Source organism: Streptomyces sp. NPDC028308, from assembly GCF_055565855.1.
In genome coordinates, this window is the sequence record NZ_JBVHTO010000005.1 from 400051 (window position 1) to 415213 (window position 15163).

Consider the following 15163-nt stretch of genomic DNA (forward strand, 5'->3'; position numbering starts at 1 on the left):
CTGTTGATCTGTGCATGATGAAGACGATACTTCGGGGGTCCGTGCACCGTTCGAACCCGAACGGCGACTAGGGAGGGCACAGTGACCCTGTTGAACGATCCCCGAACCCGGCGCAGACGCCTGGGAGTTGCCGCAGCCGCGGCAGGACTCATGGCAGCGCTGCTCACGGCCGGTCCGGCGGCCGCCACCCCCGACCCCGGGGACGGCCCCGTCGCACAGGAGAAGATCTCCAAGAGCGAGGCCGCCGAGGTCAAGGCGGACATAGCGGCCGGTGAGATACCCGGACAGGACGAGGTCGTCCACTCCGACAACATCGAACACCTGGTCAACATCCCCAAGGAGACCCTCGCCGGAACCAACTCGGACCTGGCGTTCCAGGGCCACTACGCGTTCGCCGGCAACTACGACGGTTTCCGCATCTTCGACATCAGTGACCCGAAGGCGCCCAAGACGGTCGCGCAGGTGCTCTGCCCCGGTTCGCAGAACGACATCTCCGTCTCCGGGAACCTGCTCTTCCTGTCCACCGACTCCTCGCGCAGCGACAACTCCTGCAGCAGCACCACGCAGCCCGCGACCGAGAAGTCCTCGTGGGAGGGCATGAAGGTTTTCGACATCAGCGACAAGACGAACCCGAAGTACGTCGCCGCCGTCGAGACCGCCTGCGGCTCGCACACGCACACGCTGGTGCCCGAGCGCAGGAACGTCTACATCTACGTCTCCTCGTACTCGCCCAACGCGTCCTTCCCCGACTGCCAGCCGCCGCACGACGGCATCACGGTCATCAAGGTGCCGCGCAAGGCCCCCGAGAAGGCCGCGGTGGTGAACTTCCCCGTCCTGTTCCCCGGTGAGGGCCCCGACGGCGGCGGCAACCCCGGCGCGCCCACCAACCCGGGCGTCTCCAAGACCACCGGCTGCCACGACATCACCGTGCTGCCCTCCAAGGACCTCGCGGCGGGCGCCTGCATGGGCGACGGCATCCTCTTCTCCATCGAGGACCCGGAGAACCCGAAGGTCATCGACCAGGTCCAGGACAACGTGAACTTCGCGTTCTGGCACTCGGCGACCTTCAACCAGAAGGCCAACAAGGTCGTCTTCACCGACGAGCTCGGCGGCGGCGGCGCGCCCACCTGCAACGCGGCCATCGGCCCGAACCGCGGCGCCGACGGCATCTACGACATCGTCGGCCGGGGCGACCACCGCAAGCTCGTCTTCAAGGGCTACTACAAGATCCCGCGCCACCAGGCCGACACGGAGAACTGCGTGGCCCACAACGGCTCGCTCATCCCGGTCAAGGGCAAGGACCTGATGGTCCAGGCCTGGTACCAGGGCGGCGTCTCCGTCTGGGACTTCACGGACTCCACGAACCCGAAGGAGATCGCCTACTTCGAGCGCGGACCGCTGTCCACCACCACGCTCGCGACCGGCGGCGCCTGGTCGGCGTACTACTACAACGGCTACATCTACTCGAACGACATCGCCAAGGGCTTCGACGTGCTGAAGCTCAGCGACAAGCGCACCGACGCCGCGAAGCGGATCCGACTGGATGAGCTCAACGTCCAGACGCAGCCGGACTACTTCGACTGACCGGAGCGGCCCGGCCCCGACGAGTCGCGGCTCTCCGTCGCGAAGAACCGTGACAGGTCCTCGTCGTCCGTCCCGCCGGGTGCCCCGGCACCCGGCGGGATCCCCATCGTGCGGTCCAGGCCGTAGCGCTTGAACAGCTCGGCCCGCAGCACCGGCACCGGCATGGGGACACCCGGCACCAGCGCCGCGAACACGGCGCCCATCAGCAGCGCCCTGAGCATCGGATAGTCGGCGGCGGCGTCCGGTGAGCCGTGCCGGGCGACCGTCTCCCGCAGGAGCTCGGCGAGCCGCTGCTGCTCCGGGCACTGCACGAAACCCTCGGCCTGAAGGATCCCCGCCATGTGCTGGCGCATGAGGACGGGGTGGTCCTGGGTGAGGCCCAGAATGGCGTCGATCGCCCGGGCCATCCGCTCCCGGCCGTCCTCGGTGCGCGGTTCCCGCTCCAGCGCCTCCTCCAGCGTGCGGTGCATCAGACGGTGCACGGCCGACTGCAGGAGCTGGCGCTTGCCGGGGAAGTAGTACGACACCAGACCCCGCGCCGAACCCGCGCGGTCCGCGATGTCGCCGAGCGTCGTCGCGTCGTAGCCGCGCTCGCGGACCAGTTCGACCGCCGCTTGCAGAAGCCGCTCCCGGGAACGCCGCCGCAACTCTTCATTGACCGAGGCGCTGCGCGGGGACATGCTGTAACTCCTGCGTTGACTGGCTGCCAGCCAACTATACTCAACGCGTCCGGCCAAGACCCTTCGCGGGTCCGTTCCGGGCTGCCGTCCGTCCTGGGCGACGCGGGGGATCGTCCAGGACGGACGTGCGAGGCCAGCTGTCGCACGGCCGGTGAACCGTCCCTACAGTGGGGCACGGGGGCCGAGGAGGCAGAAGGACATGGATCAAGAGCAGATCCTGGCCAGGATCACGGCCATGGTGGACGACGAGCGGCGCCTGCGGGACGCGCTCGCCTCCGGACAGATCGACAGCGCCACGGAGAACGAACGGCTCGGCCAGCTGGAGCGCGAGCTCGACCGCTGCTGGGACCTGCTGCGCCAGCGCCGCGCCAAGACCGAGTTCGGGGAGAACCCCGACGAGGCGCAGGTCCGCCCCGCTTCGCAGGTCGAGGGCTACCAGAGCTGAGGCGGCGGCCCCGTCGGCACGGGGGCGCCGCCCCCGCCCGTCAGTCGATCAGGCCGAGCACGGGACGCAGTCCGGCGGGGCGGTGCGCGACCGGCAGATGGTCCACGAAGTGCACCGCGCAGCCCAGCGCCGCGGCGCCCCCGTCCGCGCGGCGGTCGTCCCCGACCATCAGGGTGTCCTGCGGGGCGACCCCGAGCGCGTCGCAGGCCGTCGCGAACAGCCGCACGTCCGGCTTCTGGATGCCGTGCTCGTACGACAGCACGTACGCGTCGACGTACGCGTCCAGGCCGTGCTCGCGGAAGACCGGCCGCAGATCCCAGCCGATGTTGCTGACCACGCCCACGGCGATCCCGCGCCCGCGCAGCCCCGCCAGCACCTCCCGCGCGTCGGGGTAGGCGGACCAGGCGGCCGGCGCGCGGTGCCGGTCGTACAGGGCGTCGTACAGCAGGGGGTCCGGCAGCGGCACCTGGCGGGCGACGCCGGTGTACGCGGCCCGGTGCAGGTCGGCGCCGCGGTCCCGGGCCGCCCACACCTCGGCAAGCTCGGCCGGTACCGGCCTGGTCGCCGGGGCCCCGCCGGGGAGCGCGCCCACCGACTCCAGCTCGCGTGCCAGGTCGGTCAACTCCGGCTCGGGGACGTGGACATCGGCGTCCGTCACCACGGCGCGGAGCCAGGACTCGGTCGATTCGATGCGGAAGAGGGTTCCGGAGAAGTCGAAGAGCGCACCTTTGATCGCCATGGACGACGATCCTTGATCGCTCCGCCGTACGGGTCAAGACCGCCCCGTCGTACGGGGTCCGGCCCGCGGCCGGATCAGTTGCCGCGGGGTTCGACCCAGCGGTGGTACGTCATCACCGCCAGCGCGACCACGAGCGCCCCGATGAGCCAGCCGCCCAGGACGTCCGAGGGCCAGTGGACGCCCAGCCACACGCGGGTGAGGCCGACACCCGCGACGGAGACGACCGCCAGGGCGCACGCGGACCACCACAGGGCGGGTCCGGCACCGTGGCGGCGCAGCAGCCAGAGCAGGAGTCCGCACACCACCGTGGCCGTCAGCGCGTGCCCGGAGGGGAAGGCGGTGTAGTGGGCCGAGTCCACCGGGTCGGGCCACACGGGACGCGGCCGGTCGACGGCGGCCTTGAGGCTCTGCTGCAATAGCGTGCCCACCGCGCAGGTGACCGCCAGCCAGAGGGCGGTCCGCCACGCGGAGCGCCGGAGCACCAGCCACAGGACCACGACCGCGCACAGGATGCGCAGGGTCGTGGGGTCCCACACCCAGTCGGTCAGCACGCGGAAGGCGTGGGTGGTGCCCGGGTCCTCGACCGCCCAGCGGTGCGTGGTGCGTGAGACGTCGCCGTCGATGTCCATCAGCGGATGCCAGGAGGACGCGACCAGCACGAGGAGCACCACCGAGGCCATGGCGAGCGGGACCGCGAGGGCAGCCGCGGCCCGCGGAGCCGGTGTGCGGGCGGGTGAGCCGACGTGCGGGGGGTGCATATGACGATCCTCGCCGAACCCGGGCGTCCGATGCCAACACCGGGGGTGTCGGGCCCGCAGCTCGGGCGCCGGGGAGATCCCTGGCGACTGGCGGCGCAGGGCCCGGGCGCCCAATCCCAGGGACGCACACGCGCACCCGGAAGGCTTGCACGGCCTCCGGCACGCGCTCACGCCGTTCCGTGCCGAGGGGCCGGACGTGCGCCCTCCCGCAGGCCGGGACTCGGAGGCGTGCCCGCCGGTTCGTGGGGCTGCGGGAGCGGCGGGTCCCGGTCGCCGGCAGTGCCCACAAGCGCGCGTGTCCGGCCCTTGTGCTGTCAGGGGCCGGCGAGGTGCCAGGGTGCGGGTCCGCGTGCCTCGGCTGGGCGCGCGGCCGTCGGGATTCAGCGGTGCCCCGGGACGCGGCCGGGGCGGAGGGTGGGTCCGTTGGTCGGCTCTCCGTGGCCGGCCGGGGTCGCTAGCCGAGCGCCCGCAGGCCCGGTACGAACGCGATCAGCAGGGGGACCACCGGCACCAGAGCGCCGGCCGCCGTCAGGCGCAGCCGGCGCGCGGCCGTGAGTCGGTCCGGCGGGGTCAGGAGCCGGTGGACACGCTGCGGGACGTGCGCCTGCGGAGTCGGAGCGGGGCCGAACACGCCCCGGTCCTCGTTGAGTTCGACGAGGGCGAGCGCGATGGTCAGGCGGCCGAAGCGCCGGGACGCCATGTCGTCGGCGGCGAGTTCGACCAGGCGGTGCATCTCGTCGCGGAACGCGGCGAAGACCGGAACCTGCGGAAATCCGTTGGCCAGCGCGGCGGAACAGTGCAGCAGCCAGTCGTGGCGTGCCTGCGCGTGCCCCTGCTCGTGGGCCAGCACGGCGTCCAGCTGACGTCCGTGCAGCCGCCGCAACGCGGCTGTGGTGATGACGAGTTGGGGCGCCGTGCCGGGCAGCCACCAGGCGTCCGGACGTTCACCTTCCAGGACCACCAGGCGGTCGCTGCCGGGTTCCTCACCGGGCAACAGCGGCGCGCGGTCCAGGAGTTCGGAGCGGCTCCGGCGACGGCGCGCCCCGGCCCGCACGATCTCGCGGGTCAGCATCGCCGCGGTCCACAGGCCCCCGCCGGCGAGCACCACGGCGGTCGCCGCGGCCCAGGCGCCGCCCGTGCCCAGCGCGTAGGCGTCGACGACCGAGTGCGGTGCCGGGGCGAACACATGGCCCCGCACGGCCATCCAGGCGGCGGCAGCGCTCAGGGTCATCGACAGCACGCAGCACAGCAGGACGGCTGCCACCACGCACTGCCACACCCACAGGGCGACCACCGGTTCGCGATCCGGCCAGTCGGCCCGGGCGAGCAGCCTCGGGGCGACGACGGCGGCCAGCGCGCCGAGCAGCAGCAGTGCCGCGGGGACCATCATGGTCGAAGCCTATGAGCGGGGGCCGCCGGACGATACGGGCTGCCGCGGCAAGTGACGCACACCACGGGGGCCCGGCGCAGCGTGGCCGGACCCGTGGACGGGGTTCAGAGCGTCAGCAGCATCGCGACCATGGCGATCCCCATCGACAGCCGGCACGCCCGCGCCAGCTCGGGCCGGTCGCCCCAGCCGACGGTGCCACCGGAGGGTCGCGCTCGCGCCGGGGAGGCGGGGCCGGTCCCGGCGATCCCGGGCACCGGCACCAGTCTGCTTCCGGACCACAGGACGTAGGCGGCGAAGTAGAGGAGGAGTGTTCCGGTCACCACGGGTATGCCGGACCCCGCGTGCCCGGCGTGCGCGGACGGGGACGCGGCCATGGCCCCGCCCATGTAGGCCATGGCGAAGGCGCCCACCAGGTGGTGGAGATGGTGTGCGCTGCCGCGGGCCGCCCAGAGCGCGCGCACCGCGGCGGTGCCGAAGACGGCCGCGTACACCAGCCACACCCAGCGCGGCGGCGCGGCCACGGCCGCCGGGACGGCCATCGCGGCCATGCCGAAACCCATGAGCGCCTCGCCGCCCGCGGCGCGGCGCTGCTCGTCGACCGGGCTGCGCATCCGCAGCAGGCAGTAGGCGCCGGTCGCCGCGCACAGCGCGACCAGCAGCCAGCCGGGCGAAGCCGGTCCGTGCACCGCGCACCTCCCCCTTCGACGGTGTCGGACGGTCGGTCTGGGCATGCCCGGCCCGCTCGGTGCGCAAGCGAGCGCAAGGGTGTACACGGGGGAGCGTGCGGGGGTACACCGCAGGCGGGGCGCCCGGGGGACTGGAGAGGGCGTGCGTACGACGGCTATGGGACGGGCCCCTTCCCGGCCTGGTCCCGGATGGGTCCTTCACGAGTAAAACACCTGTTAACGTTGTGGGTATGAGCAGTGCGCCCCCCACATCCCCCCTCGCCCGTGCCCGCCGCCTCCCGCTCGCCGGTGCACTGCGTCTCGGCAGGCCGTCCGACATCTGGTTCAAGCCCGCGCTGAGCGTCGTGGCCGCGGTCGCCCCGCCCAACCTCACGCTGCTCGCCCTGGGCCGCCTCGATCTCGCGATGTACACCATGGCCGGTTCCCTGTGCGCCCTCTACGCCCACAACCGCCCGTACGCCGCCCGGGCCCGGGTCCTCGCCTGGGTGGTGCTCGGCATGCTCGGCGGACTGGCCGTCGCCCTCGTCGCGGCGTCGCTCACCACGCACGCCGTCGTCCTGGTCACGGTCGGCGCCCTGCTGGCCGCCGTCCAGAAGGTGCTGTGCGACGCCACCCGTATCGGACCGCCCGGCCACGTCGTCCTCACCTTCATCAGCTCCGCGTCCCTGTTCGCCCCGCAGAGCCTCGGCCAGGTCCCCGGACACCTGGGGCTCGCCGTCGGCGCGGGCGCCTGGGCCTGGCTCGTCGGCATGGCGCCCGGCCTCGTACGGCCGCACGGGCCCGAGCGGCGGGCCACCGCCCAGGCGCTCGACGCCGCCGCCGCGTACGCCGCGACGCGGGGAACCGGCGACGGTGCCGCGAAGAGCCGCGCCGCCGGAGCCGCCGCCGTACACAACGCCTGGCAGACGCTGCTCTCCACCGGCGCCCGTTCCGCGTCCCGGCGCGCCCTCGGACGGCTCGTGGTCCGCGCGGAGATCGCCCTCGCAGCGCCCGCCGACGCCGAGGCAGAACGACTGCGCCACTGGGCCCGCCTGCTCCGCGGCACCGGGCCCGTCCCGCCGGCGGACGACCCGGACACCGGCGAGCTGCTGGGCGTCGAGGCCGAACTCGACACCCCCGCACCCTCGTGGCGGGCCCGGCTCGCCCCGCTGGGCCCCCTCGCCCTGCGCACCGCGCTCGGCTGCGCCCTGGCCGGATACGTCTCCCTGGCGCTCGGGATCGGCCGTCCCTACTGGGCGCTGGTCACCGCGGCCTCGCTCTACCAGGCCAACGTCACCCTGACCTGGAGCCGGGGCGTCCAGCGCGTCGTCGGCAACCTCGTCGGCGTACTGGCCTTCGCGGCGATCGTCCCCCTCGCGCACCTCGGCCCGGCGGCGCTCGTGCTGAGCTGCCTGGTGCTCAACTTCGGGGCCGAGGCGCTCATCGGCCGCAACTACTGGCTCGGCAGCGTCTGCGTCACCCCCATGGCGCTCCTCATCACCGAGTTCGCGCGCCCCCAGGAGGCCGGGCAGCTGATGACCGACCGGGTCGTCGACACCCTCGTCGGCGCGCTGGTCGGATTCGTCGCGGCGGTCGCGGTCACCAACCGGCGGGCCGGCGACCGCATCGAGGACGCCCTCGACTCCGTCGAACGCGCCCGGGAACAGGCGGCCCGCGTCCTGGCCGACCGGCAGCCCGCTCCGGGCGCCGTGGAGTCGGTGCGGCGCGCCCTCGCCGCGGCCGTCGTGGACCTGCGGGCCGCGGCCGACGCCGCGGCGGGCGAGTGGTGGCAGCGCGCCCTGCCGGAGGAGCGCGTGATGCGGGCGGAACAGGACGCACACCGTACGCTCGCGGCGACGGTACGACGTCGACCCCACTCCTTGGAGGACGCACAGGCATGACGGCAGCACACGGGCGGGCGGCGAAGGCGGCGGCCGGGCGGGACGCGGCCGGGCGGGCGCCTACCGGGGAGGCCCCGGACGCGGCGCCCGGGGGCGACCGGCCCGTGGCGGAGGCGGCGGGCCCGGTGGACACCATGTCCGTCGTCGTGCGGCAGTGGCAAGCCGTGCACCCCGGCCTCGACACCGGGCCCATGGAACTCATCGGCCGCATCAACCGCAGCGCGGCCCTCCTGCAGCAGGCGGAGGACGCCCCGCTGCGCCGTGCCGGACTCACCCGCCCCGAGTTCGACGTCCTCGGCACGCTGCGGCGCACCGGCCACGAGCTGACCCCGAGCGAGATCGCACGCGAGACCTTCTCCTCCGGCGCCGCCGTCACCAAACGGCTCAAGCAGCTCACCGAGCGCGGGCTGGTCGAGCGCCGCGGAGACACCCGGGACCGCCGGGTCGCGCACGTCCGGCTGACCGACGAGGGACGCGAACTCGTGGACGCCATCCTGCCCGATCAGCTCGCCTACGAGACGACGGTCCTCTCCGGGATCGACCTCGCCCGGCAGCGTGAACTCGCGCTGCTGCTGGGTGAGTTGCTCGGCCAGCTGGAAGGCGCGCTGGGGCGGCCCCGCGTTTGAGCCCGCCCCGGCATGCGACGACGCGAACGGTGGCGGGGGCACCGGCCGCCGCGGGCGGGGCCGACGGAGGCGCCGCCGGTCAGATCCCCGGGCGGTACCGCAGCGGATGGTCCCCGGGGATCTCCACGAGCACGATCTCGGTCCCGTCGGGATCGGCGACCCACATCTCGATCAGCCCCCAGGGCTCCTTCACCGGCGGACGCACGATGTCGACGCCCGCGGCCCTCAGCTCCTCGTGCGCCGCGTCCGCGTCCGCGACCTGGAGCCACAGCTTGAGCGCGGGGGAGGGCGGGACGTCGGAGCGGCCCGCGACCTCCAGGAAGCCGCCGCCGAGGAAGTACACCGTGCCCCGCTCGGGACCGGTCCCGAACTCACGGTGGACGGCGAGGCCCAGCTGCTCGCCGTAAAAGCGACGGGAACGCTCGGGATCGGTGGGACGCAGAAGGGTCCGGCTGCTCAGCACATGCACCATGCGTCCGGAGCCTAGGCCGTGTCCGCACAGTCCCGCCTGTTCCGCGACGCCGGGACTTTGCGGACCCGACCTGGAGACTGCCGTCCGGATCGGCCCGTCTTCGCCGGGGTCCGGCCGACCGCGTACGTACCGCCGCTGCCCGCCGGCCGGGTTCGGGCGGGGGTTACCCTCGTCGGTGCCCGAGCCGCGCCACCGATCGGAGAACCGCTCCATGGACACCCCTGCCGCCGGACTGACCTTCCGCGACGCCACCGACGCCGATGTCGACGCCCTGGTCGTGCTGATCGAGTCCGCCTACCGCGGGGAGAGCAGCAGGACCGGCTGGACCACCGAGGCGGACATCCTGGACGGGCAGCGGACCGACCCCGAGGGCGTGCTCGCGGTGATCAAGTCGCCCGACAGCCGGCTGCTGACCGTCGAGCGGGAGGGTGAGGTCGTCGCCTGCTGCCAGCTCGAACACCGCGGTGCGCACGCCTACTTCGGGATGTTCGCGGTGAGCCCGGCCCTTCAGGGCGCCGGCCTCGGCAAGGTGATCATCGCCGAGGCGGAGCGGCACGCGCGCGAGGTCTGGGGCGCGCAGGAGATGCACATGACCGTGATCTCGGTGCGGAACGACCTCATCGCCTGGTACGAGCGGCGCGGCTACCGCCGTACGGGAAAGATGACGCCCTTCCCGTACGGCGACGAGCGCTTCGGTGTCCCGCGCCGGGACGACCTGGAGTTCGAGCTGCTGGTCAAGCCGCTGGCGTGACGTTCATGCACGGTGGCGGCGGTGCGGGTCTGGACGCCGCTGTGACGTTCATGCGGTGAAGCGGCCGGTGCGCTTGATCTCCGGGTAGTCGGTCGTCGCGCCGTCCAGCCCCAGGGCCCGCACCAGCCGCAGGTGGTCCTGGGTGTTCACCACCCAGCCGATGATCCGCAGGTCCGCCTTGCGCGCGCGTTCGACGACCTCCAGGGTCAGCCGGCGGATGTTGAGCACCAGGGTGGTCGCGCCGACGGCGGTGGCGCGGTCCACGACGTCGACGCCGTACCGGCTGGCGACCAGGGCGGTGCGCACGCCCGGGACGAGCCGCGCGATCTCGGCGATCGCCTCGTCGTGGAACGACAGGACCTCCACGCGTCCGACGAGGTCCCGCCGGATCATGACCTCCGCCAGCGCCCGCGCGGCCGCCACGTCCTTGATCTCCGCCTGGAGGGGCGACCGTACGGCGTCCAGCACCTCCTCGAACACGGGGACGCGCTCGCCCCGGCCCGCGTCCAGCGCGCGCAGTTCCGCGAGCGTCTTCTCGGCGATCGGTCCGGTGCCGTCGGTCGTGCGGTCCACGTCGGCGTCGTGCATGACGACGAGTGCGCCGTCCTTGCTCAGATGCAGATCGAGCTCGATGAGGTCGAGGCCCGCTTGCTGGGCGGCGACGAAGGAACGCAGGGTGTTCTCGGGTTCGACGCCCATCACTCCGCGATGTCCGATGGTGAGGAAGTTCAAGATTCGACTCGCTTCCGTCGACGGCGGCTCGGCTCCGGCGTGGAGTCCGACGGGCGTCCACGCGGCAAGGCCGCAGCCTAACGGCCCCGCCGTGCGATGTACCCGCTCCTACGCCGGGCAATGGGTGCCTTCGGCCAGGAGGGCCTGCGCCGGGGGCGCCGGGGCGGGTCACCCTCGGGTGGGCGAGTCCCGCGCCGGTTGACCGCGCCGGCCGCTTTCGGTCCTGACGGCCGGTCACCCACCCGGCGCCGCCCCGCAGTCACGCGGGGAGCGAGGCGTCCCCGGGACGGACCGAGGCCGCCTGCGACGCCCGGTCGTGAGGAGCGGAAGTCGTCGCCCATCCCGTATCAGGCAGGAAAAAAAGCGGTGAAGGTAGGGGTGGCGCAGGATAATTTGCCGAGACTCCACTTGTAAGAAGGAACGCCGGACGCATACGGTGTCCATACGCGAGGTTCTCCCGTGGAGGATGGGTCATGACGGAAATTCTTGTGCAGGTGGGTACGGAGGAAAAGATTCCTCCCCTGGTCAGGGTGGTGGAGCACCCGGCTTGGCCTGTGCTCAAGGATGCCGTGGAGGAGATACGGCCCTGGCAGGCCAAGGACGGCTCGATCGACTTCGAGGCCGAGAACGCCCCCGACGCGTCCGACGTCGAGCTGGCCGTGCGCCGTGTCATAGACGCCGTGGAGCAGCTCGCCCCGCTGCTGCCGCACGACGCGGCCTACCACGAGGCCCTCGTCAAGGACCTGCGGCGCTGGGCCGACGACGGCTTCAAGGTGCCCGACTTCCTCGACTCGCTGCTGGCCTTCCAGCCCGCCGCGCGCCGCGAGGACGGCCTCCAGCACCTCGTGCTCTTCCCCATGTACACGCAGAACGGCAACCCGGACCGCAACTTCGAGGCGGTCGTGCTGCGCATGGTCTGGCCCGACTGGCTGGCCGAGCTGGAGCGCACCCGTTACGACAACCCGCTGTTCTGCGGCATCACCTTCGAGGACTTCACCGCGGGGTACGACACCAACTCCGCCGTTCTCTTCCCCGAGACCATCGCCGTGCGCGAGGCCCCCGAGCGCTTCACCTGGGGTGGCATCTTCTGCGACCGCGAGGCGGCCCGCTTCCGTGCCGTGACCGACGCCGCGGTCGGCATCCTGGGCCTGGAGCTGCCCGAGGACATCGCCGCCATGGTCCACGACCAGAAGCGCTGCGAGGAGGCCTTCGTCCTGTGGGACATGGTCCACGACCGCACCCACAGCCACGGCGACCTGCCCTTCGACCCCTTCATGATCAAGCAGCGGCAGCCGTTCTGGATGTACGGCCTGGAGGAGCTGCGCTGCGACCTCACCGCCTTCAAGGAGGCCGTGAAGCTGGAGGCCGACGGCGTCCCGCAGGCCCGCGACGTGCAGTACGCGGTCCTCTTCGACCGCATGTTCCGCTTCCCGGTCACCGGTGAGCGCGTGCGCAACTACGACGGCCTCGGCGGTCAGCTGCTCTTCGCCTACCTGCACAAGCACGACGTCGTCCGCTGGACGGACAACAAGCTGCACATCGACTGGCAGCGCGCCCCGCAGGTCACCAACCAGCTCTGCGGCGAGATCGAGGACCTCTACCGGGCCGGCATCGACCGCCCGAAGCTGGTCCACTGGTTCGCCGCCTACGACCTGGTCTCCCAGTACCTCGCCCCGCACCCCGGCTCGCGCTGGGCCAAGGGCCCCGACGCGCTCGACCTGAGCCTGCCGCCGCGCAAGCTCGTCGACGACGTGCTTGCGGACGAGTTTCCGCTCAGCATGTTCTACGAGGCGCTTGCGAAGAAGCTGAAGAACGTGATCGCCTCCACCAAGGGCATCACCGCGGAGAACGCCGAGCGGATCGCCGCGTGAGCGCCCGCGCCGAGGACGCTCAGGAGGCGAAGACGATGGCTCAGGGGAACGGCAACGGAGCACTCGCGGGCGCGGTGATCGCGGTGGCGGGTGCCGCGGGACCGGCGGGCCGGGCGGCGCTGCTGCGGCTCGCCGAGGCCGGCGCGGTCGTGGTCGGCGCGGACGCGGACCCGCAGCGTCTCGCCGAAGCCGTCGACGCGGCCCGCTACGCCCACGGCGGTGCCACCGTCGTCGGCGACACGGTCGATCTGCTCGACCTCCAGGCGACCCGTGACTGGGCCGACCGCATCGAGAAGGACTTCGGCCGGGTCGACGGCCTGGTCCACCTGGTCGGCGGCTGGCGCGGCAGCGCCTCCTTCACCCAGACCGACCTCGCGGACTGGGACCTGTTGGAGAAGCTGCTGATCCGCACGGTCCAGCACACCTCGCTCGCCTTCCACGACGCTCTCCAGCGCAGCGAGCGCGGACGGTACCTGCTGATCAGTGCGGCCGGCGCCTCCAAGCCCACCGCGGGCAACGCGGCCTACTCCGCCTCCAAGGCCGCGGCCGAGGCGTGGACGCTGGCGATGGCCGACTCCTTCCGCAAGGCGGGGGGCGAGGACGGCCCGCGTTCCGCGGCTGCGATCCTGGTGGTGAAGGCACTGGTGCACGACGCGATGCGCGTCGAGCGCCCCAACGCGAAGTTCGCGGGCTTCACCGACGTCACCGACCTGGCCGAGGCCATCGCCGGCGTCTGGGAGCGGCCCGCCGGTGAAGTGAACGGAAACCGTCTGTGGCTGACCGAGAAGCCGTGAACCCTCCGAAGACCGACGCCCGGCGTCACCACGACCCGGCCGTCCGCGGCTTCGCCAGCGACAACTACGCGGGGGCCCACCCCGAGGTGCTCGCCGCCCTGGCCCTGGCCAACGGCGGGCACCAGGTCGCGTACGGCGAGGACGACTACACGGCCAACCTGCAGCAGATCATCCGCAGCCACTTCGGGGCCGGCGCCGAGGCGTTCCCGGTCTTCAACGGCACGGGCGCCAACGTGGTGGCGCTCCAGGCGCTCACCGACCGCTGGGGCGCGGTGATCTGCGCCGAGAGCGCGCACATCAACGTGGACGAGGGCGGCGCCCCCGAGCGCATGGGCGGCCTCAAGCTGCTCACCGTGCCCACGCCCGACGGCAAGCTCACGCCCGAGCTGATCGACCGGCAGGCGTACGGCTGGGACGACGAGCACCGCGCGATGCCGCAGGTCGTCTCGATCGCCCAGAACACCGAACTGGGCACCCTGTACACCCCCGACGAGATCCGCGCGATCTGCGAGCACGCCCACGCCCACGGGATGCGGGTCCACCTCGACGGCGCCCGGATAGCCAACGCGGCCGCCGCGCTGGACGTCCCGATGCGGACGTTCACCAACGCGGTCGGCGTCGACATCCTCTCCCTGGGCGGGACGAAGAACGGCGCGCTGTTCGGCGAGGCCGTGGTCGTCCTGAACCACGACGCCGTCCGCCACATGAAGCACCTGCGCAAGCTGTCGATGCAGCTCGCCTCCAAGATGCGCTTCGTGTCTGTGCAGTTGGAGGCACTGCTCGCCAAGGACCTGTGGCTGCGCAACGCCCGGCACGCCAACGAGATGGCCCAGCGGCTCGCCGAGGGCGTCCGTGCCGTGCACGGCGTGGAGATCCTCCACCCGGTGCAGGCCAACGCCGTCTTCGCGCGGCTGCCGCACGACGTCAGTGAGCGGCTCCAGAAGCGCTACCGCTTCTACTTCTGGGACGAGACCGCGGGCGATGTCCGCTGGATGTGCGCCTTCGACACGACGGAGGACGACGTGGACGGCTTCGTCGCGGCGCTCAAGGAAGAGATGGCCCGCTAGCGGGGAGACGGCCACCTGACTGCATAGCTATACGGTCGACCGAAAAGTCATTGACTGCCGGTCGGCCGTATTCCTATGCTCTGCGGGCATGGAGCTGATCCAGGAAACCCCCGACCTGTCCGCGTACTTGGCCGCCGACGAGGTCATCGACCACCATCACCCGCTGGTGCGCGAGACGGCCTCCCGCCTCGCGCGCGCCGCGACGGACTCGTATGACTATGCGCGGTCCGCGTACGAATTCGTCCGTGACGGCATTCCGCACTCCCAGGACTCCGGCGACCCGCGTGTCACCTGGCGGGCCTCCGACGTGCTGGAACTGCGCACCGGCATCTGTCACGCCAAGGTGCACGCGCTGACCGCGCTGCTGCGCGCCGAGGACATCCCCGCGGCGCTCTGCTACCAGAAGCTGCTGCACGACAACGACGGCGGGCACGTGGTGCACGGCCTCGTCGCCGTCCGGTTCCGCGGGGCCTGGCACCGCCAGGACTGCCGGGGCAACAAGCCGGGGGTGGACGCGCGCTTCTCCCTCGACGGCGAGAGGCTCGCCTGGATTCCGGACCCGGAGTCCAATGAGATGGACTATCCAGTACTGTACGCTGGACCTCATCCGGCGGTACTGGCGGCGCTCAGGGGTGCTGCGGACCGCCCGCACCTGTGGAAGACGCTTCCCGCCGCACTCTGACGCAAG

16 protein-coding genes are annotated in these 15163 nt (G+C 72.3%); 9 read left to right on the plus strand and 7 right to left on the minus strand.

Features of this window, described 5'->3' with window-relative positions; translation table 11 throughout:
- Window positions 1-81: 81 nt before the first annotated feature.
- Complete coding sequence (locus ACZ4VA_RS14140) at window positions 82-1584, plus strand: LVIVD repeat-containing protein (RefSeq protein WP_356165859.1); 1503 nt, start codon at window positions 82-84, stop codon at window positions 1582-1584.
- Here ACZ4VA_RS14140 and ACZ4VA_RS14145 read toward each other — a convergent pair.
- Window positions 1572-2264, minus strand: coding sequence for a TetR/AcrR family transcriptional regulator (locus tag ACZ4VA_RS14145; protein ID WP_355791394.1), 693 nt, complete (start codon window positions 2262-2264; stop codon window positions 1572-1574). The two genes, ACZ4VA_RS14140 and ACZ4VA_RS14145, sit on opposite strands and share 13 nt — an antisense overlap.
- A 199-nt stretch (window positions 2265-2463) precedes the next feature.
- On the opposite strand from ACZ4VA_RS14145, the gene ACZ4VA_RS14150 reads away from it, so the two are divergent.
- Entirely contained in the window at window positions 2464-2709 is a 246-nt protein-coding gene (locus tag ACZ4VA_RS14150; protein ID WP_356165856.1) for a DUF2630 family protein, read from the plus strand.
- 40 nt (window positions 2710-2749) lie between these two features.
- Here ACZ4VA_RS14150 and ACZ4VA_RS14155 read toward each other — a convergent pair whose 3' ends face one another.
- From ACZ4VA_RS14155 to ACZ4VA_RS14170, 4 genes are all read right to left on the minus strand, one after another.
- Entirely contained in the window at window positions 2750-3442 is a 693-nt protein-coding gene (locus ACZ4VA_RS14155) for an HAD family hydrolase (RefSeq protein WP_356165952.1), read from the minus strand.
- Window positions 3443-3522: 80 nt separating this feature from the next.
- On the minus strand, window positions 3523-4206 hold the full coding sequence (locus tag ACZ4VA_RS14160; protein WP_356165853.1) for a phosphatase PAP2 family protein: 684 nt from the start codon (window positions 4204-4206) through the stop codon (window positions 3523-3525).
- 454 nt (window positions 4207-4660) lie between these two features.
- A complete protein-coding gene (locus tag ACZ4VA_RS14165; RefSeq protein WP_356165850.1) occupies window positions 4661-5596 on the minus strand; it encodes a M56 family metallopeptidase in 936 nt (311 codons plus the stop codon).
- A gap of 104 nt (window positions 5597-5700) precedes the next feature.
- Window positions 5701-6282 (minus strand): DUF5134 domain-containing protein, encoded by a 582-nt coding sequence (locus ACZ4VA_RS14170; protein ID WP_468081411.1) that lies wholly within the window; start codon window positions 6280-6282, stop codon window positions 5701-5703.
- A 230-nt stretch (window positions 6283-6512) separates the two neighbouring features.
- Here ACZ4VA_RS14170 and ACZ4VA_RS14175 point away from each other — a divergent pair, with 230 nt between their 5' ends.
- Entirely contained in the window at window positions 6513-8162 is a 1650-nt protein-coding gene (locus tag ACZ4VA_RS14175) for an FUSC family protein (RefSeq protein ID WP_356165845.1), read from the plus strand.
- Window positions 8159-8788 carry a MarR family winged helix-turn-helix transcriptional regulator gene (locus ACZ4VA_RS14180; RefSeq protein ID WP_388904699.1) on the plus strand — a complete coding sequence of 210 codons (630 nt, stop codon included), beginning with the start codon at window positions 8159-8161 and terminating at the stop codon, window positions 8786-8788. The genes ACZ4VA_RS14175 and ACZ4VA_RS14180 overlap by 4 nt, the downstream gene beginning before the upstream one ends.
- Window positions 8789-8867: 79 nt before the next feature.
- Here the strand turns inward: ACZ4VA_RS14180 and ACZ4VA_RS14185 are convergent, their stop codons facing one another.
- A complete protein-coding gene (locus ACZ4VA_RS14185; protein WP_356165842.1) occupies window positions 8868-9260 on the minus strand; it encodes a VOC family protein in 393 nt (130 codons plus the stop codon).
- Between the two features lie 211 nt (window positions 9261-9471).
- On the opposite strand from ACZ4VA_RS14185, the gene ACZ4VA_RS14190 reads away from it, so the two are divergent.
- Complete coding sequence (locus tag ACZ4VA_RS14190) at window positions 9472-10011, plus strand: GNAT family N-acetyltransferase (RefSeq protein WP_355781878.1); 540 nt, start codon at window positions 9472-9474, stop codon at window positions 10009-10011.
- Window positions 10012-10059: 48 nt separating this feature from the next.
- Here the strand turns inward: ACZ4VA_RS14190 and ACZ4VA_RS14195 are convergent, their stop codons facing one another.
- Window positions 10060-10743, minus strand: coding sequence for a glycerophosphodiester phosphodiesterase (locus ACZ4VA_RS14195; RefSeq protein ID WP_355781876.1), 684 nt, complete (start codon window positions 10741-10743; stop codon window positions 10060-10062).
- Between the two features lie 473 nt (window positions 10744-11216).
- Here ACZ4VA_RS14195 and ACZ4VA_RS14200 point away from each other — a divergent pair, with 473 nt between their 5' ends.
- From ACZ4VA_RS14200 to ACZ4VA_RS14215, 4 genes are all read left to right on the plus strand, one after another.
- Window positions 11217-12614: a DUF6421 family protein gene (locus ACZ4VA_RS14200; protein ID WP_355781874.1), complete on the plus strand. Its 1398-nt coding sequence runs from the start codon at window positions 11217-11219 to the stop codon at window positions 12612-12614.
- A 35-nt stretch (window positions 12615-12649) separates the two neighbouring features.
- Entirely contained in the window at window positions 12650-13408 is a 759-nt protein-coding gene (locus ACZ4VA_RS14205; protein WP_468081498.1) for an SDR family NAD(P)-dependent oxidoreductase, read from the plus strand.
- Window positions 13405-14475: a threonine aldolase family protein gene (locus ACZ4VA_RS14210; RefSeq protein WP_356165831.1), complete on the plus strand. Its 1071-nt coding sequence runs from the start codon at window positions 13405-13407 to the stop codon at window positions 14473-14475. The genes ACZ4VA_RS14205 and ACZ4VA_RS14210 overlap by 4 nt, the downstream gene beginning before the upstream one ends.
- 88 nt (window positions 14476-14563) lie before the next feature.
- Window positions 14564-15157 carry a transglutaminase-like domain-containing protein gene (locus ACZ4VA_RS14215; RefSeq protein ID WP_468081416.1) on the plus strand — a complete coding sequence of 198 codons (594 nt, stop codon included), beginning with the start codon at window positions 14564-14566 and terminating at the stop codon, window positions 15155-15157.
- Window positions 15158-15163: the final 6 nt, after the last annotated feature.